We start from the raw sequence: 24058 nt of genomic DNA, 5'->3' as shown, positions 1-24058 counted from the left end.
GGCCGGCGTACGGCGCGGACGGTCCTGCGGTCGCCGCTCAGGTCCAGTCACTGTCGACGTGGTTGTCCCGCCAGCGCCCGCCCACCGGCGGGGTGTCCAGCAGCATCCCGTCGCCGGCGTTGCCGGCCAGGTCGTTGTCCTCGACCCGGCAGTCCACGCAACTGCCGCGCTCGGTGATCCACAGCCCGTGCGTCTGGGTCTGGTAGTCGTGGTTGTCCCAGATCCGGTTGCCCCGAACCGTGGCCGAGTCGAACGGCGCGTCGATCGTGATCCCGGCCCGCCGCTCGGGTGCTGGCGACAGTTCGTATCCGATGCCGGGCGGCGGCACGTCCCCGCTCCACGCGGTGAACCCGTCGGGGCGTACCGGGGCGAGGGTGAGTTCATCGCCGGTGTTGGAGGCGACCATGGCGACGGCTCGTCCGACCCGTAGGACCTTGCCCCGGTGCCCGTCGTGCGGCCAGTTGGCCGACCGGTCCACCAGACACCGTTCGCTGTAGCGGACGGCGTCGCCGGTACCGCCGGCCCCCTCGGCACACTGCCGCCCGTTGTTGCGGATCCGGTTGTTGAGCAGCACCGCGTCGGTCATCTGGTGGTCGACGCGGACCGCGTCCAGGCCGTTGCCCCAGAACTCGTTGCTCTCGATGACCACGTCCCGGATCGAGCCCTGGTAACCACGTCCGAGGTCGTGCGCGTGATAGCCGTGCCGCCCGTTGCCGCTGATCCGGTTGCCCCGCACGGTGTACGGGCCGGGGCTGTTGCCGATGCTGACCCCGTCGCGCATGTTGCCGTCGATGACGCAGTCGGTGAGCAGCCCACCCCGGCCGGCCACCGACGAGGTGCCCTGCGCCGACACGTCGAAGCCGGTCTCCAGGTTGCCGGTCATCGTGCAGGCGGAGACGATCAGACCGTCGGCGCCCCAGTCGGAGATGCCGAACCGGTTGCCCTGGCTGTGACAGCCGATGATCCGGTAGCCGCGCGGCGGCGGCCAGTAGTCCTTCTGCAACTCCAGGAAGATGCCGTTGGTGCCGTTGGCCAGGGTGGTGCAGTTGGCGATGGTCAGCCGCTCCACCGTGCCCCACCCGCCGACGCCGACGCCGATGCCGGCGCCGCCCATCTGCTCGCCGTTGTCCAGTCGGCCGCAGCCGACCACCACCACCCCGTCGATCAGGGAGTCCTGGAGGAAGTCGCAGCCCAGCCCGGTGGCGGCGGTGTGGTGGATGTAGAGGTTGCGGAAGACGCCGCGCACCACGTACTGGAGGCCGAGGCCCTTGGCCAGGTAGTTGTACTCGGCCATGGCCACCCCGGAGCCGTCGATCTGGAAGTCGGCGAAGGTGCAGTCGGCGATGTGCCGGTCCCGGTCGGCGCCGTGCTGCACGGTGGTCCAGAAGGCCAACGGGGTCGGGTCGGCCCGGTTGCCCTCGTTGCTGAGCATGAACCGGGTCGCCGCCGGGCCGGCCCCGATCAGCGACACACCGCTGCGCCACACCGTGCCCGCGTCCCGGATCGAGTAGATGCCCGGTGGGCAGTAAATGACCCGGGCCCGCCCGTCCGACGCGTACCCGGCGCCCAGCCGGTCCACGAGGGCAGCCAGCGCGGGCTGGTCATTCGTCGCGCCGTCGCCGGTCAGCCCGTACTCGAGCGCGTCGCAGTAGAGCGGCGCGCCGGCCGAGGCGGGCCGTCGTACCCGGACCGAGTTCAGTAGCAGCTCGTTTGCCACGGCCACAGGCCGGCTCCCTTCGACGCGTTCGGTGCGCTCCGGCGGGGCCGACTTCCCGATGACGCCGCCGGGAAACCCCGGGCGTGCGTCGGTCCCGGCGCCGAGGGGGCAGCGCCGGGACCGAGGGGGTACGCGCCTCAGACGGCGGCGATCAGCAGCGCCGGGCGCTCCACGCAGTCGGCGACGTGCCGCAGGAAGCCACCGGCCACCCCACCGTCGCAGACCCGATGGTCGAAGGTGAGGCTGAGCTGGGTCACCTTCCGGACGGCGAGTTGCCCGTCGACCACCCACGGCTTGTCCACGATCCGGCCGACGCCGAGCAGCGCCGCCTCCGGGTGGTTGATGATCGGCGTGGAGCCGTCGACGCCGAACACCCCGTAGTTGTTGAGCGTGAACGTGCCGCCGGTCAGTCGGGCCGGCGGGAGGCTACCCGCCCGCGCGGCGGCGGTGGTCGCCGCCAGTTCGGCGGCCAACTCGGCGGTGGTGAGCCGCTGGGCGTCGCGCAGCACCGGCACCAGCAGACCCCGGTCGGTCTGCGCGGCGATGCCGAGGTGCACCCCGGCGGACTGGACGATCCGCTGCGCCTCGGTGTCCACCCGGGCGTTGAGCTGCGGGAACCGGCGCAGCCCGCTGAGGCAGATCCGCGCCAGCAGGCCCAGGATGCTCACCGGCGCGTTCGGCGTCGCCGCGTTGATCGCGGCCCGGGTCTCCAGCAGCCCGGTGGCGTCCACGTCGACCCAGATGGTCACCTCCGGGATCTCCCGCCGGCTGCGGGAGAGCTTGTCGGCGATGGCCTTGCGCACGCCGGTGAGCGGGATGATCACGTCGTCGTCCCCGGAGGGCACCGGCGCGACGGGGGCGTCCGGCACGGCGGCGAGCCGGGCGGCGGGTACGGTCAGCGCCGCCTCCACGTCGGCGCGGCGGATCACCCCGCCGGGACCGGTGCCCCGCACCGCGTTCAGGTCGACGCCGCGCTCCCGAGCCAGTCGCCGTACGATCGGCGAGATGACCAGGGCGGTCGGCGCCGGGTGGCCGGACGCGTCGCCCGTACCCGAGGCACCGCCGGCAGCCGCGCGGATTTCACTGGTCGGGGCAACACCACCGGACGAGGCGGGGTCGGTCCGCGCGGGGTCGGCCGGTTCGGGAGCGAGCGTCAGCCGTGGCCGGCGCCGGCGGCGGGTGGCGCCGCCGTGGCCCGTGCCGTAGCCGATCAGCACGTTTCCGGAGCCGGCCTGCTCCTCCTCGCGGTAGGTGGCGTGCCCGGCGGGCTCGTCACCACCGTCCAGCGGCGCGATGGTGATCAACGGCTGGCCGACCGGGCGTACCTCACCGGCCGCGCCGTGCAGGGTGACGACCCGGCCGGCGTACGGGCAGGGCACGTCGACGACCGCCTTGGCGGTCTCCACCTCGACCACGCTCTGGTCGACTGTGACCACGTCGCCCACCGCGACCCGCCACTCGACGATCTCGGCTTCGCTCAGCCCTTCGCCCAGGTCGGGCAGGAGGAAGACCTGCGTGCGCGCGACGGTGGTCATGCCGCCGCCCAACGCGCGTCCGGCTGGTCGTTCCACTGGAGTCGGGCCACCGCGTCGAGCACCCGGTCCACACCGGGCAGGTGGGTGTGCTCCAGCATCGGCGCCGGGTACGGGATGTCCAGCCCGGCGACCCGCAGCACCGGGGCGTGCAGCGCGTGGAAGCAGCGCTCCTGCACCCGGGCGGCGATCTCCGCGCCGACCCCCGCGAAACCCTGGGCCTCCTGGATCACCACGCACCGGCCGGTACGGCGGACCGAGGCGGCGATGGTCTCGTCGTCGAACGGCACGATGGTGCGGACGTCCACCACCTCCAGGTCCCAGCCCTCCTCGCGGGCGGCCTCGGCGGCCTCCAGCGCGACCGGCACCGCCGGCCCGTACGCCACCAGGGTCGCGTCGCGGCCGGGCCGGCGCACGACGGCCCGGCCGAACGGCTCGGTCCGCGTCGGCAGGACCGCGTCGGCGCTGCCGAAGTAGAGCTTCTTGGGCTCCATGAAGACCACCGGGTCGGGGTCGTCGATCGCCTCGCGCAGCAGCGAGTACGCGTCCTCGACGGTCGCCGGGGTGACCACCTTCAAGCCGGGGGTGTGCGCGTAGTACGCCTCGGACGAGTCGCAGTGGTGCTCGACCCCGCCGATCCCACCGGCGTACGGCACGCGGATGACGATGGGCACGCTGAGCTTGCCCCGGGTCCGGTTGCGCAGCTTTGCCACGTGCGAGGCGATCTGCTCGAACGCCGGGTACGCGAACGCGTCGAACTGCATCTCGACCACCGGCCGCAGACCGGACATGGCCAGGCCGACGGCGAAGCCGACGATGCCGGCCTCGGCGAGCGGGGTGTCGAAGCAGCGGTCCTCACCGAAACGGGCCTGGAGGCCGTCGGTGATCCGGAAGACGCCGCCGAGCGCGCCGACGTCCTCACCGAAGACGACGACCCGCTCGTCGGCGGCGAGGGCGTCGGCGAGCGCGGCGTTGAGCGCCTTCGCCATGGTGGTGGCCATCAGGCGTCACCCTCCTCGTCGCGGGCGGCGGCCAGCTCGGCGCGGACCTGCTCGCGCTGTTCGATCAGCTGCGGGGTGGGTTCGGCGTAGACGTGGTCGAAGAGGCTCAGCGGGTCCACGGTGGGCTGCTCGTTCATCCGGGTCCGCAGGTCCGCCGCGTACGCCTCGGCCTGCTCGGCGACCTCGGCGACCGCCGCGTCGTCGAGCACCCCGCGGGCCCGCAGGTAGGTCTCCAGCCGGGCGACCGGGTCGCGGTCGCGCCAGGCGTCGACCTCGGCGCCGTCGCGGTAGCGGCTGGCGTCGTCGGCGTTTGTGTGCGGTTCCATCCGGTAGGTGTGCGCCTCGACGAGGAACGGCCCGTTGCCGGCGCGGGCGTGGGCGACCGCGCGGGTGAGCACGGCGAGCACGGCCACCGGGTCGTTGCCATCGACCTGCTCGCTGGGTACGCCGTAGCCGACGCCCTTGTAGGCCAGCGACGGCGCGGCGGTCTGCCGCGACAGCGGGACGCTGATGGCGTAGCGGTTGTTCTGCACGAAGAAGACCACCGGCGCCTTGAACACCGCCGCGAAGTTGATCCCCTCGTGGAAGTCGCCCTCGCTCGTCGCGCCGTCGCCGATGAAGGCCAGCGCCACGGTGTCCCGACCCTGGTACGCCGCACCGTGCGCGAGGCCGGCGGCGTGCACGCACTGGGTGGCGAGCGGGGTGCACTGCGGCGCGGTGTGCACCTCGGTCGGGTCGTAGCCGCAGTGCCAGTCGCCGCGCAGCAGGGTGAGCACCTCGACCGGGTCGATGCCCCGGGCAACCAGCGCCATCGACTCACGGTAGGTGGGGAAGACCCAGTCGGTGTCGCGGACCGCGAGCGTCGCGCCGACCTGGCACGCCTCCTGGCCCCGCGAGGACGGGTAGACAGCCAGCCGGCCCTGCTTGGTCAGGGCGGTCGCCTGGGTGTCGAACCGGCGGCCGAGCACCATCCGGCGGTACAGCTCGCGCAGCACCTCGGCGGGTGGCTCCGGATAGTCGCTGCGGGCGGGCAGCGGCGTGCCGGTCGGGTCGAGCAGGCGGACGGGTTCGGTGTTCGGCAGCAGCGGGCGCGCCGGGTCGGGCGGGGTGGCCGCTCGACGAGTACGCGGGGATGCCCTGCGGACCGCCTGGGGAGTGGTCGTCACGGCGGAACCTCCTGGGACGTGTGGTGAGCCTATGCTTCCGCGTGTCGGATGATTGACTCAAGATCCACGCAGAACGCGGGACGGTTGGCACGCGGAGGGGGTCACAGTGAGCCAGGAGAGCGGCGACGACGCGGACCGGGTGGTGGGATCGGGACGATCGGTTCGAGCCCTCGACGAGGTGGACCGGCGGATCCTCGACGAGCTGGTCCGGGACGGGCGTACGTCGGTGCGCACCCTGGCCGAACGGATCCACATCTCCCGCACCAACGCGTACGCGCGGGTGGAACGGTTGCTGCGCGACGGGGTGATCACCGGGTTCCACGCCCAGGTGGCGCCCGAGGCGGCCGGGTTGGGCACCTCGGCGTACATGGCGTTGACAATCGAGCAGAACACCTGGCGGGAGGTGTCGGCCGAGCTGGCCCGGGTGCGCTACGTCGAGCACGTGGCGTTGCTCAGCGGCGAGCACGACGTGCTGGCCCTGGTCCGGGCGCCGGACAACGCCGCCCTGCGGGATGTGGTGTTGGACCGGGTGCAGCGCATCGCCGGGGTGTTGTCGACACGGTCCTGGCTCGTCTTCGAGGAGTTCGGCGGTACGCAGAGCCCATGGCAATAGAGGACATAACACGAATTCATTAGCACGATGATGAAATAGCCGACGTACCGTAGAGCGCCGCTACTATCCGCGACGTGGCTATATCGAATGAGTTGTGGGCGCAGGCCCGGGTCGCCGCCCCGCCACCGACCAGGCCGTCGTCGACCAGGCCGACGGCACCCGGTGCGCGGTCCTTCCGCGGGGACATCGAAGGTCTACGGGCGGTGGCCGTGCTGCTGGTGCTCCTCGGTCACGCCGGAGTGCCGTACCTGCCCGGCGGTTTCGTCGGTGTCGACGTGTTCTTCGTGATCTCCGGCTTCCTCATCACCGGCCTGCTGCTGGAGGAACTCGACAATCGTGGACGGCTGTCGCTCACCGACTTCTACGCCCGCCGCGCGAAGCGTCTGCTGCCGGCCGCCGCGACCGTCCTGCTCGCGACCCTGGTGCTGACCTACTTCTTCCTGCCTCGCGGCCGCTGGTCGGCCACCGCCTGGGACGTCATCGCCAGCGCCTGCTACGCCATGAACTGGCGGATGGCCGGGCAGTCCGCCGACTACGTGGCCGCCAACGACGCCGCGAGCATCGCCCAGCACTTCTGGTCCCTCGCCGTCGAGGAGCAGTTCTACCTGGTGTGGCCCCTGCTGCTGATCGCGCTCGGGTGGTTCGCCCGCCGCCGGGGCCACGCTGGCCGCGGCCTCTACCTGCTCGGGTTGGCGCTGATCGCCCTCCCCTCGTTCGCCTGGGCGCTGTACGTCTCACCGACCGACCCCTCGGCGTACTACGTCACCACGACCCGGATGTGGGAGTTGGCCCTCGGCGGTGCCGTCGCCGTCACGGCGATCTGGTGGAGCCGGTCACCGCGCCTGGTCGCCGTCCCGCTGGCGTGGGCCGGGCTGATCGCCGTCGGCGCCTCGGCCGCGCTGATCACCACGGAGGCCGGCTTCCCCGGCTACGTCGCGCTCGGCCCCACCCTCGGCACGGCCACGGTGATCGCGTTCGGGCCGGCCGCCGGTCGCGCCGGGCCCGCTCTCCTGCTGGGCCGGCAGCCGCTGCGCTATGTCGGCGGGATCTCCTACTCGCTGTACCTGTGGCACTGGCCGGTGCTGATCGCCGCGCAGGCACACTTCGGTGACCTCGGTGTCGGCCCCGCGCTCGCTGTCGTGGCCGCCTCGGCGGTCCCCGCCGCGCTCACGTACCACTTCGTCGAGAACCCGGTCCGCCGGTCGCCCACCCTCGCCGACCGGCCCTCCGCCGCCCTACGCATCGGCGCCGTCTGCACCGGCGCGGCCGCGCTCGCCGGCCTGACCTTCCAACTGGCCATTCCGACAACGACGGGTACGACATCCGCGTCGGTCATCATGGGTCAGGTGCCCGGCGGCTCCCCACCGGCGACGCCACCGACCGCGCCCGGCGCCGCCGCGCTCGGCACATCCCCCCGGACCAGCCGGGCCGGGGTGCCCGTCGACAAGGTCGCGTCGATCACCCCCGAGCCGGCGCGCGCAGCCCGGGACGCACCGCTGTTGCAGGCGACGAAGAGTTGCCACGTGTCGCTGGAATCCGACACGCCGGACGTCTGTGTCTACGGGAAGATGAACTCGGCGACCACCATCGCGCTGGTCGGCGACTCCCACGCCGACCAGTGGGTCCCTGCCATGCGGCTGGCGGCGGAGACCAACGGGTGGCGCCTCGCCACGTACACCAAGGGCGGCTGCCCGTTCCTGACGGCGGAGATCTCCCTGAACGACAGGCCCTACTCCTCCTGCACCGAGTGGAACAGGAAGGTGCGGGAGACGTTGCTCGGCGCGGGTCGCCCCGACCTGCTGGTCGTCACCAACGCCGAGTACCCGGTCCACGGCGAACCCGCCTCGAAGTGGCGGTCGGCGCTGGTCCGCGAGCTGCGCAAGACGTGGAGCGGCATGATCGCGGAGAAGGTGCCGGTGGTGGTCCTGCGGGACACGCCGCTGCACCTGAAGGACGTCGCCGAGTGCGTGTCGAAGAACCCGAACCGCCTGACGAAGTGCGCCAACAGCCGCGACGAGACCCTGGGCCGCGGGGGCGGTCCGGCCCAGGAAGAGGCGGCCGACGGGCTGTCCGGCGCCCACCTGATCGACCTGAACGACTGGATCTGCCCCGCGGACCGATGCGCGCCCGTCATCGGAGGGGTGCTCGTCTGGCGCGACGCGCACCACCTGAGCGCCACGTACTCGACGACACTCGCACCCCAGGTGGGCGCCGCGCTCAAGCCCGTGCTCGCCGAGCTGTAACCTGCCGGGCTGGCGGACCTCACCGAACGGGAGGGGCCTCCAGCCCGTCCCGGTCGGCCAACGCCAACAGCGGCTCCAACGAGTGCCGGTCGCCATCCAGGCCGGCGTGCGGGTCGCCGCGCTCGGCGAAGCGGGCCGGCATGCTGAGCACGTCGAAGTCCTCCGGTCGGGCGTCGTCCAGCTCCGCCCACTCCAGCGGCGCCGACACCAGGGCCTGCGGGGTCGGCCGGATCGAGTACGCCGACGTCACCGTGTGGTCGCGGGCCATCTGGTTGTAGTCGATGAAGACCGGCCGGTCGCGTTGGTCGCGCCACCAGGTGGTGGTGACCAGCTCCGGGAGCCGGCGCTGGATCTCCCGGCCCAGGGCGAGCACCGCCCGGCGACACTCACCGAAGCTCCACCTCGGCTCGATCGACAGGTAGACGTGCAGGCCCCGCCCGCCGGTGGTCTTCGGGTAGCCGGTCATCCCCAGCTCGGCGAGGAAGGCGCTGACCTCGCGGGCCACCGGCACCACCTGGTCGAAACCGACGCCGGGCATCGGGTCGAGGTCGATGCGCAGCTGGTCGGGTCGCTCCACGTCGGCGGCGGTGACCGGCCAGGGGTGAAACCGCAGGGTGCCCAGGTTGGCCGCCCAGATCACCACGGCCAACTCGCTGGGCGCGATCTCGTCGGCGGTCCGGCCACTGGGGAAGGTGATGTGCGCGGTACGCACCCAGTCGGGCGCGCCCGCCGGTAGCCGCTTCTGGTAGAACGCGTCGCCCCGGTTGGTCTGCCGGGTGGCGATCGTCGCGCCCTCGAAGACGCCGCGCGGCCAGCGTTCCAGCATCGTCGGCCGGTCCCGCAGGGCGCGCAGGATCCCCTCACCCACGGACAGGAAGTAGCGGACCACGTCCAGCTTGGTCAGCCCACGCTCCGGGAAGTACGGCTTGTCGGGGCTGGAGACACGGACCAGCCGCTCCCCCACCTGAATCTCCTCCGCCACCGTGGCCACGCCCCCGAGCGTACTCGGGGGCGGGCCGGCGGGTTACCGTCCGGGAACCAGTGTGGCGGGTTGCTGTGGCAACTCCTGGGTCGGGCCGCCGACCTGCGCCGGCGGCTCCTCGGCCACCGCGGTCTGCTGCTCGACCGGCACCCGCTGCGACGACCGGCGGGCCACGAAGCCCGGCGTCCAGTCCTTCAACCGCAGCGCGGGGCGCTCGACCAACTTCCAGGACAGGAACGCGGCGGCGAACGCGACCGCTACCGACATCGCCGCGAACGGCAGGTAACCCCAGCGGCTCCAGCCGAGGCTCGTCATCACCTGCTGGAGGACGAACCCGTAAATGTAGATGCCGTACGAGTAGTCGTTCTTGCGGCCCACCCAGTGCAGCTGGCGGGGCATCCGCACCGACAGCCAGACCAGCAGGTACGCGAACGCGGGCAGCCCGATGACGAAGAAGCCACCGAAGAGCAGGGACAATCCGAGCGCCACCGCCGAACCGATGCCCAGCGCGTCGTTGATCGGCACCCGCTCGCGGTAGAGGTCCAGGGTCGCCCCGGCGGCGAAGAGGAAGCCCAGGTAGACGATGTAGTGGAAGGTCATGGTGCCGACCAGCGGCGACACGAAGCTCCAGCTCGCCGTCGACACCGGGCCGCTGATCCGTCCGGAGCTGACCCAGTCCTGCAGGATGCTCAGGTAGAGCGCGACGGTCAGGAACAGCACGAACCGCCGGGCGTTCCGCAGCACCGCGGTCACCGCCAGCACGCCCACCACGACGTAGCAGAACATCTCGTACTTCAGCGACCACAGCGCGCCGTTGAAGACGCTGTAGTTGACCTTCTCGCCCCACGGGGTGGTGTCCGTGAACAGGTCCCGGACGCCGTACTGACGGACGCCGGTCCACCAGTTGGCCTGCAGGTAGGCCAGCGGGCCGCCCCGGTCCCAGGGGTTGTCGAAGAACCCGGCGATGGTGCCGTGCTCCCGCAACGCGACGAGCGGGGCGATCACCAGCGCGCTGACCAGCAGGCAGACCCAGAGACCGGGGAAGATCCGCAGGGCCCGGTGCCAGGCGTAACGGAAGATGCCGGTACGCCGGGCGCTGCGGGTGATCAGCAGGCCGGACAGCACGAAGAAGCCGTACACGGCCATGGTGCCGACGTTCGTCTGCCGACCGGTCAGGTAGTAGCCCAGGTCGTTGGCGCCGAAGCCGAGCGGCTTGGAGTGTGACAACACGACGCCGACGGCGAGGCAGAGCCGGATCAGCCCGATGCCGTTGCTCCGGCCGGAGAGCAGGTCGGCGAGGGTGCCCCGGGACCGGATGAGAGCGGGGGTGGTCATGCGCTCAGGAACCTCCCGGCATCAGGCGGGCACATCGGCGCCGGCGTGCTCCCACAGCTGCTTCATCTCGGTGTGCAGGTCGTCGCTGGGCGACCAGCCGAGCACCTCGGCGGCCAACCCGATGTCCAGCCGCTGCCAACTGGTCTCGGCGGGACCGGTCTGCTCGGCCTCGACGAGGTCGGTCGGCACCTCACTGACCTCGATGAGGAGCCGGACCATATCACGCGCGCTGGCCGCCACACCCCGACCAATGTTGATCACACGACCGGCCGCGTCGGGACGGGACGCGGCCAACTGCACGGCGGCGACCACGTCACCGAGACCGATGAAGTCACGCCGGGAGCCGAGCGGAGCCAGCTCCAGCCGGGCCCGCTCACCGGCCCGCTGGGCGTCGCGCAGCCGGCCCGCGACCACCCCGAGCAGGCTGTGGCCGGGCTGGCCGGGGCCGATGACGTTGCCGACCCGCAGCGTGACGCCCTCGATCAGGCCCTGCCGGTCCGCCGCGGTGACCGCCTCGGTGCAGCGCACCTTGAACTCGCCGTACGGCATCACGGGCGCGGGGGTCAGCCGCTCGGGCATCGACGTGTCGACCGGGACCAGCCCGTACTCGTGCACGCTGCCCATCTGGAGCACCCGGACCCGCCCCGGCAGTCGGCCCGCGGCCGCCAGGAGCCGCTCGACCAGGGTGACGTTCACCGCGAGCATCTGCGCCTCGCTCAGGCCCCACATCCCGCCCGCCGCGTTGATCACCACGTCCGGGGCGAGGTCACGCAGCACCGCGGTGATCTCGTCGACGTCGGCGGCGGCCAGGTCCAGTGCGCGGACCTGGACACCCGGGCCGATCGTCTTCGGGGTACGCGCCACGGCGACCACGGTGTGCCCCTGGTCGGCCAGGGCGCGGCAGATCGGGCGGCCGAGGAATCCGGTGCCGCCGAGCACCACCACCCGTACGGGCGGTTCGGCGTGCTCCGCCGGACGTCGTTGTCGGACGGTCATGGCGCTCCCCTGGCTCTCGTCGGTCATCGGCCCGGCCCGAACGCGTGCCGGGACAGGCTGCGTACGCCGGACATCTTGCCGGAGCGGACCGCCGTCGGCAGCAGGGTGATGGCGTGCAGTCGGGACGAGGTGTAGCTGCGGGCCGCCCGGGCCGCCCGCGGCCAGCCCTGCTCGTCCATCCGCCGGGCGACGTCGAGGAAGAACGCCCGCGCCTCGGTGAACCGGGAGCCGCTGACCGCGTCGGCGGCGGACTTGCTGACCGCGTGCCGCCGGTACTGGAAGCAGAGGGTGTTGTCGACCGCCATCTGCTCACCGCGCTGGATCAGGTCGATCACCAGGGCCAGGTCCTGGATGACCTGGAACTCGTCGCGGAAGTCGACGGCCTTGAGCGCGTCCGTCCGCCAGCACATCGACGGGAAGTAGAACCAGCAGCCCCGCAGCAGGCTGGCTGCCAGGTCCTCGCCGCCCATCAGCTCACGGGAGCCGATCCGCGGGGCGTAGATCCGCCGCTTCGCCTCGTCGACGATGGTGTTGACCACCGTGCCGGTGGCGTCGATGATCTCGACCCCCGGCTGGACCATGCCGACGCCCGGGTACTGCTCGATCACCGATCGCACGGTCGCGACGTAGTTGGGGTGCATGATGTCGTCCGTGCCCATCATCACCAGGTACTCGTGCTCGGCAAGGCCGACGCACTTGCGGTAGTTGGCGGTGATCCCGAGATTGTGCTCGTTGCGCTGGTAACGGACCCGCTCGTCGTCGATGCCCGCGAACCACTCGGGCACACCCGGCTCGGTGCCGTCGTCGACCACGGTGAGGCGCCAACCAGGGTCACTCTGCGCCATCACGCTGCGCACCGCCGCCTGCATGAGGGGCACGCTTCCGTAGTACGGCAGCATAATGTCGACAATCATTGGGTCGGTAGGCCTCACTGTGCGTGGTGGAAATGCGCGACGGGCGCGGCCACATTATCAGGCCCGCCCCCACGATCGGCCAGCGCCGAACCGGGCGGCGCGCCCACCCCGAGCGCACCGAGTCACCGCCCGACGCCCGACTTCGCGGGCGCTATCATCGTCGCGCCCCGTCACCCGCCCCCGATCGGACGCCGATGTCGAACCGCGCCGTCGCCACGGACGCGCAGCCCGCGCAGACCGACGGGAAGAGTCCGCCCCTGCCCGCCGAGCCGGACCGCCAGCCGGTCCCCCTCGCCCGCCGGCTGGCACTCACCGTCTGGTTCTGGCCGAGCGCGTTCGCCGCGCTCGTCGTCGGGTGGCGGATCGGCAGCCCGGAGATGTGGCACGACGAGTTGGTCACCGTCGACGTGGCGACGCGCTCCACCGGACAGATCCGGGCCATGCTGGCGAACGTCGACGCCGTGCACGGGGCCTACTACCTGTTCATGCACGCCTGGACGACGCTGTTCGGCACGAGTCCCGTCGCGGTACGTCTGCCGTCGGCGCTGGCCATGACCCTGGCCACCGCCTGTGTGGCGTTGGTCGGGCGCCGGCTCTTCGATCACGCGACGGGTGTCGCCGCCGGCTTCGTCTTCGCCCTGGTGCCCACGGTCACCCGGTTCGGGCAGGAGACCCGTTCGTACGCCTTCGTCGTCCTGGCCTCGGCGGCGGCCACCCTGTTCCTGCTCCGCGCGCTGGAGCGGCCCCGGTGGCAACGCTGGGTGGCGTACGCGCTCGCGGTGGCCGGCATCGGCCTGGTCAACGTGGTGGCGCTGACCCTCCTGCTCGGGCACGGCACGGTCGTGCTGATCCACACCTGGCGGCAGCGCCACCGGTGGCCGCTGGTCTGGTTCCCCCTCGCCGCCGTCGCCGGGGTGGCGATCGCCGCGCCGGCGATCCTGCGGGGCATGACACAGGCGGGCCGGCAGATCAGCTGGATCCCGGATCTCTCACCCTGGACGGTCTGGGAGCAGGCGTACGGCTCGACGCTGCTCGCCGCCGCGGTGACCGCGCTGGCCACGGTGGGTCTGCTGACCCACCTGCGCGGCGACGGCGTGCATCGGGCGGTGAGCGTGACGCTTGTCGCCGTGCTGCCGGTGCCGGTGATCCTGCTGGCCTCGACCGGCGAGATCAACTACTTCTTCTCCAAGTATCTGCTGTTCTTGCTGCCGGCCTGGGCGGTGCTGGCCGGCGCCGGCATCACCGCGCTGCGCTGGACCCCGCTGATGGCGGCGGGGCTCGTGGTCGTCGCCGCGCTGTCCATGCCCGGTCAGCTCGCGCTGCGCGGCGAGTACTCGCACGGCTGGTACACCTACCCGCGGACACGCGCCTTCGACCCCCTGTCCTACTCCCAGGCGGCCAGGGTCATCGAGGCCGGCTACGAGCCCGGGGACGGCCTCGTCGTGGGCGGTGTCTGGTGGTGGATGACCGAACCCGGGGTGCGGTACTACCTCCCGGAGGACATCTCCCCGCCCAACGTGTTCCGGCACCGGACGGCGGCCCAGCGCAACGAGCTGTACGGCACGGACTGCGGCGAGCCGGCGAAGTGTCTGCCCGACGAGCCGAGGCTCTGGTTGGTGACGCCGACGGTCACCGACGCACCGCTGAGCGGGCTGTCGAAGGATCGGGCCGAGCTGCTCGGCAAGCGCTACCAACTGGCCCGGCTGACCCACGTGACCGGGATGACCGTCGGCCTCCTGCAGCGGCGCGGCTGACCCGCCGCGATTACCGCCGCCGGCACCCGGGTAGGGGGTCGGCATGGCGGAACTGGCGACCCTCTGGATCATCCGACACGGTGAGAGCACCGCGAACGTGGCGGCGACCCACGCCGAGGCGTCCGGCGAGGAGCTGATCGGGCTCGGTCACCGTGACGCCGACGTGCCGCTCTCCCCCACCGGTGCGGAGCAGGCCCGGGCCACCGGCCGCTGGTTGGCCGAGCTGCCGCCGGAGCGCCGGCCGGACGTGGCGGTGGTCTCGCCGTACCTGCGGGCGGTGTCCACCGCGGAGCTGGCGCTGCGCGGCACCGGCGTGCCGGTGAGCCGCGACGAGCGGCTGCGCGACCGGGAGCTGGGCATTCTCGACGGCCTGACCGGGCGCGGGGTGCGTCGGCGTCACCCGGACGAGGCCGAGCGCCGGGAGCGGCTCGGCAAGTTCTACTACCGACCGCCGGGCGGGGAGTCCTGGACCGACGTGGCGCTGCGACTGCGCACGCTCCTCGGCGACCTGCGCCGGGACCACGAGGGCCAACGGGTCCTGCTCTTCGGCCACGACGCGCTGGTTTTCCTGCTGCGTTATCTGGTGGAGGGGCTGACCGAAGAGGAACTGATGGCGCTGACCCGCCAACACGTGATCGCGAACTGCTCGATCACCGACTGGTCCGCCGACGCCCAGGGCCGGCTGACGCTTGGCGGGTTCAACAAGGTCGGTCACCTGCACCGGCAGGGCGCCGAGCCAACCAGGGAGGACGAGATCCATGCCGAACCGGTCTGACGTTCAGGTGATCACACCGGGGCTGCTGCGGGAATGGGCGCTGCCGGTGCCGGTCGGCGGCAAGGAGAGCCGGGGCACCGTGCTGGTGGTCGGCGGCTCCCGTTTCACCCCCGGTGCGGTGCTGCTCGCCGGGGTGGCCGCGCTGCGCGCCGGCGCCGGGGTGCTCCAACTGGCCGCCGCCGAGTCCACCGCGGCCACGCTGAGCATCCAGGTGCCCGAGGCGCTCGTGGTCGGGCTGCCGGAGACCTCCGACGGCGCGGTCGCCGCTGACCGGGACGGCCAGCTCGGCGAGCTGGTCGCGCAGGCCGACGTGGTGGCCCTCGGTCCCGGGCTGAAGGCGATCGACGAAACCAACCGCCTGCTGAGCCTGGTCCTGGACGCGGCCCGACCGCGCACGTCACTGGTGCTCGACGCGTACGCCCTCGGCGCGCTCAGCCACGCGCCGGACCTGCTGGTCGGCTCGGGCCGGCCCGTGGTGCTCACCCCGAACGTCACCGAGGCCGGGCACCTGCTCGGCCGGGAACCGGGCGACGACCTGGACGCCGAGGCGGCCGAGCTGGCCGCCCGTTACGAGGCGGTCGTCTCGCTCTACGGGCACGTGGCCGCCCCGGACGGGCGGGGTTGGCGGGAGGAGAGCGGCGACGCCGGGCTGGGCACCTCTGGCAGCGGGGACGTGCTCGCCGGGTTGCTGGCGGGATTGTTGTCCCGGGGCGCCGACCCGGCGCAGGCCGCCTGCTGGGGCTCGTTCGCGCACGCGGTGAGCGGGCAGCGGCTGATCCCCCGGTACGGCCGCATCGGCTTCCTCGCCCGGGAGTTGCTCGACGAGATCCCCGGAACGCTGTCGATGGTCTGACCGACCGGTGGAGGTCGCCCGGGACGGCCCCGGCCGGCCCGGTAGGATCGGCGCGGGCCGTTACTGGCGCGTGGGGATGGACAACCATCGGGGAGCGGCCCCGTCATGAGGACGTTTGCCGAGCGCCTGGGCCTTCCCGCACGTCTGTTGGAGGTCGCATGTCGCACAACGCCGAGTCCACCGCATTCCGTAGCGCCCTTGAGGTGATCCGGGCTGTCGAGCCGCGGGTGGCCGACGCCATCGGCGCCGAGCTGACCGACCAGCGGGAGTCGCTCAAGCTCATCGCCAGCGAGAACTACGCCTCCCCGGCGACGCTGCTGGCCATGGGCAACTGGTTCAGCGACAAGTACGCCGAGGGCACCGTCGGCCGCCGCTTCTACGCCGGCTGCCAGAACGTCGACACCATCGAGGCGCTCGCCGCCGAGCACGCCCGGGAGCTGTTCGGCGCCGCGCACGCGTACGTGCAACCGCACTCGGGCATCGACGCCAACCTGGTAGCCTTCTGGGCGGTGCTGGCCGACCGGGTGGAGTCCCCCGCGCTGAAGAAGGCGCAGGTCCGCCACGTCAACGACCTCACCGAGGCCGACTGGTTCGCGCTGCGTCGCGAGCTGGGCAACCAGCGGATGCTCGGCATGTCGCTGGACGCCGGCGGCCACCTCACCCACGGCTTCCGGCCGAACATCTCCGGCAAGATGTTCGACCAGCGCAGCTACGGCACCGACCCGACGACGGGTCTGATCGACTACGACCGGGTGGCCGAGGCGGCCCGCGAGTTCAAGCCGTTGATCCTGGTCGGCGGCTACTCGGCGTACCCCCGGAAGGTGAACTTCCGGATCCTGCGGGAGATCGCCGACTCGGTCGGCGCCACCTTCATGGTCGACATGGCGCACTTCGCCGGCCTGGTGGCCGGCAAGGTGTTCACCGGCGACTTCGACCCGGTGCCGCACGCGCACATCGTCACGACCACCACGCACAAGTCGCTGCGCGGTCCGCGCGGCGGCATGGTGCTCTGCCAGCCGGAGCTGGCCGACCAGGTGGACCGGGGCTGCCCGATGGTGCTCGGTGGTCCGCTGCCGCACGTGATGGCCGCCAAGGCCGTCGCCCTCGCGGAGGCTCGCCGCCCCGACTTCGCCGACTACGCCCAGCGCATCGTGGACAACGCGCAGGCGCTCGCCGAGGGGCTGCTGCGCCGGGGCGCGAAGCTGGTCACCGGTGGCACCGACAACCACCTGGTGCTGATCGACGTGTCCGGCTACGGGCTCACCGGCCGGCAGGCCGAGCAGGCGCTGCTCGACTCGGGCATCGTCACCAACCGCAACTCGGTCCCGCAGGACCCGAACGGGGCCTGGTACACGTCCGGCATCCGGATCGGCACCCCGGCGCTGACCACCCGGGGCCTGGGCACCGCCGAGATGGACCAGACCGCGGATCTGATCCACACCGTGCTCACCCAGACCACGGCCGGCGCCAACGCCGACGGCACCCCGTCCAAGGCGAAGTACGTGCTCGACGCCGACCTGGCCGACAAGATCGCCCGGCAGGCGACCGACCTGCTGGCCCCCCACCCGCTCTACCCGGGCATCGACCTGGCCTGACGGCGCAGCCGCGGCGGGTGCGCACGGCACGCCGTCGGGGCACTCGTCAGAATGAGCGATATGCCTCTGGGTCATGGTTATGACTCGGAGGCATATCGCTGCGCGGGGTGACCGGCCTCAGTCCAGGGGGCGCTTGAGGTGATAGCGGTGGACCTCCGTGCTGCCCTGGACGTTGTTCACGTCCTCGGCCGCGGAGACCAGCTCCCACCCCTCCCGACCGGCGCGGTTGAGGTGCGCGATGGCGGTGTCACCGAAGGCGGTGATGTCCTTGCGGGACCCGTCCGGGGCGTACCAGACGAACGAGACGTGGAAATTGCGGCCCTGTCCCTGATAACGGCGGACGAGCAGGGCGTACTCCCAGGCAATCATGCGGACATTATGACCGTCCACCCAGGACGACGGTACGCCGGCCGTCGCGCATTGCCATCCGGTGAACGCGGTGGGTCAGCCGGCCGGCGGCAGCGTCGCGGTCAGCGGGTGAGCGCGATGAGGGTGGCGAGTCGGGCCACGCTGGCCGCCGCGCGGCCGCTGTGAGCGATCTCGGCGATGAGGGTACGAGCGGCAGGCCGGTAGCGAACTTCGGCGGGCGCGATGGTGTCGGCGTCGGCCAGGGTGTAACCGGCTTTGGTGATGTCGCCGGCCTGGAGGTAGGCGCGTGCCACGTCGATGAGGTGGGCGCCGCGATGCTCGGCGGGTAGCAATGGCCAGTCGTCGCGGCGGATGGCCTGCTCGTGGCGGTACACGGCTTCGCCGGCATCGCCACAGTTCAGTGCGGTGAGGAAGCGGGCCAGCAGCACGACCATCGGGCCGAACGCGGTGTGGTGGGCGTCCTCGGTGCCCGTACGCCGGCCGGCCAACGCGGCGGCGTGGTCGATCAGGTCGTCGGCGCGGCGACCCTCGCCGCAACCGGCAGCGGCCATTGCGGCCTGGAGGAGCAGCGTTCCGCGCACCCCAGCGTCGGCGGCCGTGCCCACGGCGGCGACGGCCGCGGTGAGGGCGAGCCGGTCGCGGCCCAGCGCCCGCAACGCCTGCGCGATTCGCGATCGTGGCGGCACCGGTGCGGACGGGGTCGCCCGTGGCGGCGGTGACGGCCCGGTCGGCGGCGAGCCAGGCCAGGTCGGCCTCGCCGAGTTTGACGAGCACCGAGGCGGTGATCCGGTACGCGGGCACCAGCAGGCCGGGTGTGGCCTGGGCGGCGTCGAGCAGAACGGGCAGCGCCCGGAGGAGTTGTGCGTAGTGGGCGTGCTGGTAGGCGAGCCAGGCGTGCTCGACCCGACGGCCGGCCTCATCGGTCGACACCCTTCGGGGACCACGCTGGTGATAATGGGCCAGTGCGGCGCGGACCGCGTCGATGCCGGCCAAGGCGGGCGTCGCCAGCGGTGACGTCTCGCGCGGGTCAAGCAGCATCGCCGGATCGAGGCGTAGCACCTCGGCGATCTCCTGAATGACCGAGTAGCGGTCCAGGCCGCGCACCCCGCGCTCGACCTTTGTCGACCCAACTCTTCGACTTGCCGAGCCGATCGGCGAGCATCTGCTGGGTCATCCGGCGACGCACCCGCCAACGCGCCACCCGTCGCCCGACCGGCTCGACGCGTTCCACCATCGGTCGGGTCACCGATCCCGCTCCTGCGGCAGCGCCTGGGTGGGCTGCCCACAGTGGGGACACCACCTCGTTTTCACCCGGAACGCGAGCAAGCCAGCAAAACCCCGGCACCAGCCCACCAAAAACCATCGCCGACACCACTTCGGAGATCATGCTCACCTTCACTTCTTCGGCTCGCCCCCGTGATTCGATCCGCTCGTCTTGACTTGTCCAGTGGACGCCGTGCACGCAGTCGCGGAGGCAGGTGCGTTCGGTGCCTATCGGTGCTTAGGAGTGCCGTGGCCACCTAATGTCCGACCGAATCGCTACTGTTCGCGTGGCGGTCGCTAGAGATGAGGAGGCTGGAGGGTGGCACCCCGCGGAGAGGCGTTGACGCGGTTGTTGGCCGAGGTGGGCTGGCAGCCGGAGCAGTTCGCTCGACGTCTCAACGAGTGCGCCGAGCGGCACGGTCGGACCGAGCGGCTGCACCTCAAGACGCCGTACAAGTGGAAGAAAGGCGACATTCCCCGAGCGCCGTGGCCTTCGCTGACCTCGGTGCTGCTGTCCGAGCAGTTGCAGCGAACGGTTGATCTCGATGAGCTGGGTTGGCCAAGCGACGGGTTCGAGGCCGCGCCCGCCTCGGTTGGTCTTGATCTGCCCTGGTCCTCGGGCGGGTCGACAACGCCTTCGACAGGTTCACCGACAGCCGGCCCGAGCACGGCGACCCCGACTGGTCTTACTGGATCAACGAGGCGCAGGCTCACGCTCAGGCCGGCTACTGCTTCGTCAAGCTCGAAGACTGGCCGCGCGCCCGCGACCACCTGCGGTCAGCGCTGCGGCTACAGAGCAACGAGTACACCCGCGAGGGCGCACTGCGTAACGCGTTGCTCGCGACCACGTACGTTCAGCAGGAGCACCCCGAGTTGGACAAGGCGCTCGCCCTCGGCGACCAGGCCGTGCAGACCCTGACCGGGCAGGTCACCTCCGCCAGGTGCGTCAAGCACGTCCGCAACCTGGTCGGCGCGCTGACCCCGTACCGGCGCACTCCCACAGTCCGCCGATTCTGTCAGGACGCCAGGGACTTGATCGCCTCCTGAGGGTGGCTCGGTGTCGAACGGGACCCGGGCGAGAGGAGATCGTGCTCGTACCATGAAACAGTGGCCTCGCCCTCGGGCGGAGGCCACTACACCATGGATCGAGCGCGATCATCAAGGTCGCGTCCGGAGCGTCAGACCAGCGCGGCTGTCTGTATGTGCCGCTCGCCCCGGATGATCTGAATGCCGAACTTCGTGAGAGCGCCGACCACGTTCGATCCGGCCTGGCAGGCGGCCCAGGTCCGGCGGGAGGCCCAGGTCCACCGGCAACCACCGGACTTCATCAACAAACTGCTGAGGAGCCGACAGTGAGCGGGCTGCCCGGAGTCACCGACGGCGCGATCCTGGACGCCGCCTTCGCTCCGGCGCTGAGCCTCGTCGTCGGCGTCCCGGATGACCTGCACCCGCAGTGGCGGCCGGTCGTCACGGCGGCCACCGCCGAGGAGCGGATCGCGGCGGCGTTGGACCGGTGGACCCCGGGATTCGCTGGCCTGGTGCCGCGGTTCTTCGGCGCGTTCCGCAAACGGCTGCTGGACGTCCGGCTCGGTCGGGCAGCCGGCGACCTGGCGCTGATCTACGTCGTCCGCGGCCGCGGCGACGAACTGGTCCTCTGGCTGGGCTGGGACTCGCGGCAGTTCCGAAAGCCACGGTTCTGGGACCGCTTTCCCACCGCGGTGCAGACGTTCCTCCAGACCGTGCACGCCGGCTTCAGCCATCCCGATGGCATCTCCGGGGGGCTGGCGCACGTCGGCGAGATGAGCACGTACGCGGAGTGGGCCGAGGAACCGGACGGCCTGGTGGACTGGGACGAAGAGCAGGAGATCGCCTCGACCCGCCTATTGGTCGTCACCACCAACGGGACCAACCTGTTCTACTGCCTCTCGCCCGACCTGCCCACCGGCACCATCGCCCTGGTGTACGAGGGCGACATCGATCCCCAGCCGTTCGACGCCAGCATCGACGCCCTCCTGCTGTGTCCTCTGGGGGACTGAGTTCGTCTTTCCCCGGCGAGCACCCCGGGACCGGGCGTGGACCGTCAGACCAGCGCGGGTGTCTGGGCGTGGATGTGGAAACGCAGCGAGCGGGCGTCGGTGAAGCACTCCCGCATCGGACGCACCAGGTCCCGGTGCTCGGGGGTCCGTTCCCAAGCCTCGAAGTCGGCGAGGCTCGCCCACTCGCTGGTGATCAGCCACTGTTCCGGATCGGTCGACGAGCGGCACACCTGGTCGACCAGGTGTCCCGGCACCCCGTCGGCGACCAGGTGCCGCACCTCCTCGTAGGCGGCGAGGAACTCCTCGGTGCGTGGCACCGGGACCCGCACCAGGAACACCACCCGCGCCCGCTGTCCACTCATGGCGTCTCTCCCCTCATCGGCACGGCCCCGCGCAGGACCAGCGCACTGTTGAACCCGTCGAAGCCCCGCGCGCAGACCAACGCGAGCCGGCTGCGCGGCTGGCGGTGCTCGCGCAGGAAGTCCAGTTCGCACCCCTCGGCGACCTCCTCCGGGCCGGCCGACGCGGGCAGCGTGTCGTGCGCGAAGGCGAGCAGCGCGGTGGCCACGTCCAACGCCGAGCCACCCTGGTACGCCCGCCCGGTCAGCGGCTTCTGCGTCGTCACCGGGACCGGCCGGTCGGCGAACACGGCACGCAACGCCTCGGCCTCGCTGCGGTCGTAGCGGGGCACACCGAGGGCGTCGGGCAGCACCACGTCGATCCCGGCCGCCGCGACGCCGGCCCGGTCCAGGGCCAACCGCATCGCCCGCGCGTACTGGGTCGGGTCGCCGGCACTGTCCGCGGTGGTGTGCGCGGCGTCGTGGGTGGAGCCCCACCCGCTCACCTCGCCGTAGACCCGGGCGCCCCGGGCGAGGGCATGGCCCAACTCCTCCACCACGAACACCGCGCCCCCCTCGGCCGGCAGGTAGCCGCTGGCCGAGGCGTCGAACGGCCGGTACGCCCGCTGCGGATCGGCGACGTCACTGAGCAGCCCGGAACGCAGTTGGCACGCCAACGCGTACGGGCTCAGCGGGCACTCGGTGGCCCCGGCGATCACCACCGGGGTGCCCCGGCGTACCGCGCGGGCGGCGTGCGCGAGGCTGTCCAGCCCACCGGCGGCCTCCGCGACCAGGACCCCGCTCGGTCCCTTGAACTGGTGGTGGATGGACAGTTGCCCGACGCTCGCCGCGTAGAACCAGGCAATCGACTGGTACGCCCCGACCGTGCGTGACGATCCGCCCCACAGCCGTTGCAACTCCCGCTGGCCGAACAGGTTGCCCCCGGACGAGCTGGCCAGGGTCACCGCGTAGCCGTACGGGTCGGGGGCCCGCTCGGGCAGGCCGGCGTCGGCCAACGCCAACCGGGTCGCGGCGAAGCCGAGGTGCGTCCACCTGTCGGTCTGCACCACCTGCCGGCTGTCCGCGTACGAGTCGGCGGTGAAGCCGGGCACCTCCCCGCCGAAACGCGTCGGATAGCCGGCCGGGTCGAACAGGGTGATCGGTCCGGTCCGGCGGGTGCCGGCCAGCACCGTTCGCCAGTGCGCGTCCGCGCCGATGCCGCTCGGCGCGACCACACCGATGCCGGTCACCACCGCCCGCGCGGCGCTCACGCCGCCACCGGGCCGAACGGCGCTCACGCCGCCACCGGCCCGGCCGACCGGCGGAACACCATCGCCGACTGGAAGCCGCCGAATCCACTGCCCACCGACAGTGCCACCTCCACCGGGACCTCCCGCGCCTCGTTCGGTACGTAGTCCAGGTCGCACTCCGGGTCCCGGGTGCTCCAGTTGGCCGTCGGTGGCACCACGCCGAACTCGATCGCGAGGGCGCACGCCGCCATCTCGATCGACCCGATCGCGCCGAGCGAGTGCCCGACCATCGACTTGATCGAGCTGATCGGCACCCGGTACGCGGCCTGGCCCAACGCCCGTTTGAACGCGGCTGTCTCGTGCCTGTCGTTCTGCTTGGTACCCGAGCCGTGGGCGCTGATGTAGGACACCTGCTCGGGCAGGATCCGCCCCTGTTTCAACGCGTCGGTCACGGCGAGGCTCATCTCCAGGCCGTCTGGACGCAGCCCGGTCATGTGGTAACCGTTGCTGCGGCTGGCGTAGCCGGCCACCTCGCAGTAGATGTGCGCGCCCCGCCGGCGGGCGTGCCCGAGCTCCTCCAGCACCAGCACCGCCCCGCCCTCGGCCAGCACGAACCCGTGTCGGTCGGCGTCGAACGGGCGGGAGGCGTGCGCCGGGTCGTCGTTGTCCGGGCTGGTCGCCTTGATCGCGTCGAACGAGGCGACGGTGACCGGCGAGATCGGCGAGTCCGCCGCGCCGGCCAGCATCACGTCCGCCTCACCGTCCACGATGAGCTGGTGGGCGTAGCCGATGGCGTCGATGCCGGAGGTGCAGCCGGTGGACACCACCTGCGCCGGGCCGTGCAGCCCGTGCCGGCAGGCCACGTCGGCGGCGAGGCTGCTGGGCACCAGCGCCTGGTAGAGGTACGGGCCACCGCGCGTCGCGTCGACCAGCCAGCGCTGACCGTGCTCGCTGACGGTGACGTACTCCTGTTCCAGCGCCATCGTGCCACCCACGGCGGTGCCGAGCACCACCCCGGCCCGGTCCCGCTCGGCGTCGCTGAGCACCAGTCCGGCGTCAGCGACGGCCTCCACGGAGCAGGCCAGCGCGAACTGCACGTACCTGTCGGCCCGGCGTTGTTCGGCCTCGGTGAGCCCCGCTGCGGTCGGGTCGAAGTCGCATTCCGCGGCGATCTGCGACCGGAACGCCGACGGGTCGAAGAAGCTGATCCGCCGGGTGGCGGTCCGCCCCTCGGTGATGGTCTTCCAGAACCGGTCCCGGCTGGCGCCGCCGGGCGCGACCACCCCGATCCCGGTCACCACCGTCCGGCGTCCGCTCACGACGCCA

Annotated in this window: 22 protein-coding genes and 1 riboswitch; of the genes, 9 read left to right on the top strand and 13 right to left on the bottom strand. The window is 71.9% G+C overall.

Annotated features, from left to right (window positions below; genetic code table 11):
- Positions 1–37 precede the first annotated feature (37 nt).
- The 4 genes from ACFYPM_RS16855 to pdhA all read right to left on the bottom strand — a co-directional run bounded on the left by ACFYPM_RS16855 (position 38) and on the right by pdhA (position 5416).
- Complete coding sequence (locus ACFYPM_RS16855) at positions 38–1717, bottom strand: right-handed parallel beta-helix repeat-containing protein (RefSeq protein ID WP_387197394.1); 1680 nt, start codon at positions 1715–1717, stop codon at positions 38–40.
- Between the two features lie 137 nt (positions 1718–1854).
- A complete protein-coding gene (locus tag ACFYPM_RS16850; RefSeq protein WP_387197391.1) occupies positions 1855–3264 on the bottom strand; it encodes a dihydrolipoamide acetyltransferase family protein in 1410 nt (469 codons plus the stop codon).
- Entirely contained in the window at positions 3249–4253 is a 1005-nt protein-coding gene (locus ACFYPM_RS16845; RefSeq protein ID WP_387197388.1) for an alpha-ketoacid dehydrogenase subunit beta, read from the bottom strand. Before ACFYPM_RS16845 ends, ACFYPM_RS16850 begins: the two co-directional genes overlap by 16 nt.
- Positions 4250–5416 carry a pyruvate dehydrogenase (acetyl-transferring) E1 component subunit alpha gene (gene pdhA, locus ACFYPM_RS16840; protein ID WP_387197142.1) on the bottom strand — a complete coding sequence of 389 codons (1167 nt, stop codon included), beginning with the start codon at positions 5414–5416 and terminating at the stop codon, positions 4250–4252. The genes ACFYPM_RS16845 and pdhA overlap by 4 nt, the downstream gene beginning before the upstream one ends.
- Positions 5417–5522: 106 nt before the next feature.
- Here pdhA and ACFYPM_RS16835 point away from each other — a divergent pair, with 106 nt between their 5' ends.
- Both ACFYPM_RS16835 and ACFYPM_RS16830 read left to right on the top strand, forming a co-directional pair.
- On the top strand, positions 5523–6029 hold the full coding sequence (locus ACFYPM_RS16835; protein WP_387197140.1) for an Lrp/AsnC family transcriptional regulator: 507 nt from the start codon (positions 5523–5525) through the stop codon (positions 6027–6029).
- A 74-nt stretch (positions 6030–6103) separates the two neighbouring features.
- Positions 6104–8272 (top strand): acyltransferase family protein, encoded by a 2169-nt coding sequence (locus ACFYPM_RS16830; protein WP_387197137.1) that lies wholly within the window; start codon positions 6104–6106, stop codon positions 8270–8272.
- A 19-nt stretch (positions 8273–8291) separates the two neighbouring features.
- Here ACFYPM_RS16830 and ACFYPM_RS16825 read toward each other — a convergent pair whose 3' ends face one another.
- Genes ACFYPM_RS16825 through ACFYPM_RS16810 form a run of 4 tightly spaced genes read right to left on the bottom strand, consistent with a single transcriptional unit; the run spans position 8292 to position 12499 of the window.
- A complete protein-coding gene (locus ACFYPM_RS16825; protein ID WP_387197134.1) occupies positions 8292–9263 on the bottom strand; it encodes a DNA polymerase domain-containing protein in 972 nt (323 codons plus the stop codon).
- Between the two features lie 33 nt (positions 9264–9296).
- Positions 9297–10589 carry an acyltransferase family protein gene (locus ACFYPM_RS16820; protein ID WP_387197131.1) on the bottom strand — a complete coding sequence of 431 codons (1293 nt, stop codon included), beginning with the start codon at positions 10587–10589 and terminating at the stop codon, positions 9297–9299.
- 21 nt (positions 10590–10610) lie between these two features.
- Positions 10611–11585: an NAD-dependent epimerase/dehydratase family protein gene (locus tag ACFYPM_RS16815; RefSeq protein WP_387197128.1), complete on the bottom strand. Its 975-nt coding sequence runs from the start codon at positions 11583–11585 to the stop codon at positions 10611–10613.
- A 23-nt stretch (positions 11586–11608) separates the two neighbouring features.
- A complete protein-coding gene (locus ACFYPM_RS16810) occupies positions 11609–12499 on the bottom strand; it encodes a glycosyltransferase family 2 protein (RefSeq protein WP_387197126.1) in 891 nt (296 codons plus the stop codon).
- Positions 12500–12693: 194 nt separating this feature from the next.
- Here ACFYPM_RS16810 and ACFYPM_RS16805 point away from each other — a divergent pair, with 194 nt between their 5' ends.
- From ACFYPM_RS16805 to ACFYPM_RS16790, 4 genes are all read left to right on the top strand, one after another.
- Positions 12694–14253 carry a glycosyltransferase family 39 protein gene (locus ACFYPM_RS16805; protein ID WP_387197123.1) on the top strand — a complete coding sequence of 520 codons (1560 nt, stop codon included), beginning with the start codon at positions 12694–12696 and terminating at the stop codon, positions 14251–14253.
- A gap of 43 nt (positions 14254–14296) precedes the next feature.
- The gene (locus ACFYPM_RS16800; RefSeq protein ID WP_387197120.1) at positions 14297–15028 is read left to right on the top strand and encodes a histidine phosphatase family protein; all 732 of its coding nucleotides are present in this window, start codon (positions 14297–14299) and stop codon (positions 15026–15028) included.
- Positions 15012–15881 (top strand): NAD(P)H-hydrate dehydratase, encoded by an 870-nt coding sequence (locus ACFYPM_RS16795; RefSeq protein WP_357248875.1) that lies wholly within the window; start codon positions 15012–15014, stop codon positions 15879–15881. The genes ACFYPM_RS16800 and ACFYPM_RS16795 overlap by 17 nt, the downstream gene beginning before the upstream one ends.
- A gap of 49 nt (positions 15882–15930) precedes the next feature.
- A riboswitch (ZMP/ZTP riboswitch) is annotated at positions 15931–16020 on the top strand.
- A gap of 19 nt (positions 16021–16039) precedes the next feature.
- Complete coding sequence (locus ACFYPM_RS16790; protein ID WP_387197117.1) at positions 16040–17476, top strand: glycine hydroxymethyltransferase; 1437 nt, start codon at positions 16040–16042, stop codon at positions 17474–17476.
- Between the two features lie 117 nt (positions 17477–17593).
- On the opposite strand, the gene ACFYPM_RS16785 is transcribed toward ACFYPM_RS16790, so the two are convergent.
- Positions 17594–17845 carry a hypothetical protein gene (locus tag ACFYPM_RS16785; protein ID WP_387197114.1) on the bottom strand — a complete coding sequence of 84 codons (252 nt, stop codon included), beginning with the start codon at positions 17843–17845 and terminating at the stop codon, positions 17594–17596.
- 101 nt (positions 17846–17946) lie between these two features.
- Positions 17947–18531, bottom strand: coding sequence for a hypothetical protein (locus ACFYPM_RS16780; protein ID WP_387197112.1), 585 nt, complete (start codon positions 18529–18531; stop codon positions 17947–17949).
- A 1411-nt stretch (positions 18532–19942) separates the two neighbouring features.
- On the opposite strand from ACFYPM_RS16780, the gene ACFYPM_RS16775 reads away from it, so the two are divergent.
- The 3 genes from ACFYPM_RS16775 to ACFYPM_RS16765 all read left to right on the top strand — a co-directional run bounded on the left by ACFYPM_RS16775 (position 19943) and on the right by ACFYPM_RS16765 (position 21144).
- A complete protein-coding gene (locus ACFYPM_RS16775; protein ID WP_387197109.1) occupies positions 19943–20155 on the top strand; it encodes a hypothetical protein in 213 nt (70 codons plus the stop codon).
- A gap of 180 nt (positions 20156–20335) precedes the next feature.
- On the top strand, positions 20336–20464 hold the full coding sequence (locus ACFYPM_RS16770) for a hypothetical protein (RefSeq protein ID WP_387197106.1): 129 nt from the start codon (positions 20336–20338) through the stop codon (positions 20462–20464).
- On the top strand, positions 20461–21144 hold the full coding sequence (locus ACFYPM_RS16765; RefSeq protein WP_387197103.1) for a hypothetical protein: 684 nt from the start codon (positions 20461–20463) through the stop codon (positions 21142–21144). Before ACFYPM_RS16770 ends, ACFYPM_RS16765 begins: the two co-directional genes overlap by 4 nt.
- A gap of 44 nt (positions 21145–21188) precedes the next feature.
- Here the strand turns inward: ACFYPM_RS16765 and ACFYPM_RS16760 are convergent, their stop codons facing one another.
- The 3 genes from ACFYPM_RS16760 to ACFYPM_RS16750 are packed head-to-tail and all read right to left on the bottom strand — an operon-like array spanning position 21189 to position 24051.
- Positions 21189–21506: an antibiotic biosynthesis monooxygenase family protein gene (locus tag ACFYPM_RS16760; protein ID WP_387197100.1), complete on the bottom strand. Its 318-nt coding sequence runs from the start codon at positions 21504–21506 to the stop codon at positions 21189–21191.
- The gene (locus ACFYPM_RS16755) at positions 21503–22753 is read right to left on the bottom strand and encodes a beta-ketoacyl synthase N-terminal-like domain-containing protein (protein WP_387197385.1); all 1251 of its coding nucleotides are present in this window, start codon (positions 22751–22753) and stop codon (positions 21503–21505) included. The genes ACFYPM_RS16760 and ACFYPM_RS16755 overlap by 4 nt, the downstream gene beginning before the upstream one ends.
- A gap of 23 nt (positions 22754–22776) precedes the next feature.
- The gene (locus tag ACFYPM_RS16750; RefSeq protein ID WP_387197097.1) at positions 22777–24051 is read right to left on the bottom strand and encodes a beta-ketoacyl-[acyl-carrier-protein] synthase family protein; all 1275 of its coding nucleotides are present in this window, start codon (positions 24049–24051) and stop codon (positions 22777–22779) included.
- Positions 24052–24058 lie beyond the last annotated feature (7 nt).

The sequence above is a fragment of the Micromonospora sp. NPDC005203 genome (genome assembly GCF_042872705.1).
GTDB lineage: Bacteria > Actinomycetota > Actinomycetes > Mycobacteriales > Micromonosporaceae > Micromonospora.
Note: the sequence above shows the minus strand (reverse complement) of the source record. Positions and strands in the feature narration are given on the sequence as shown.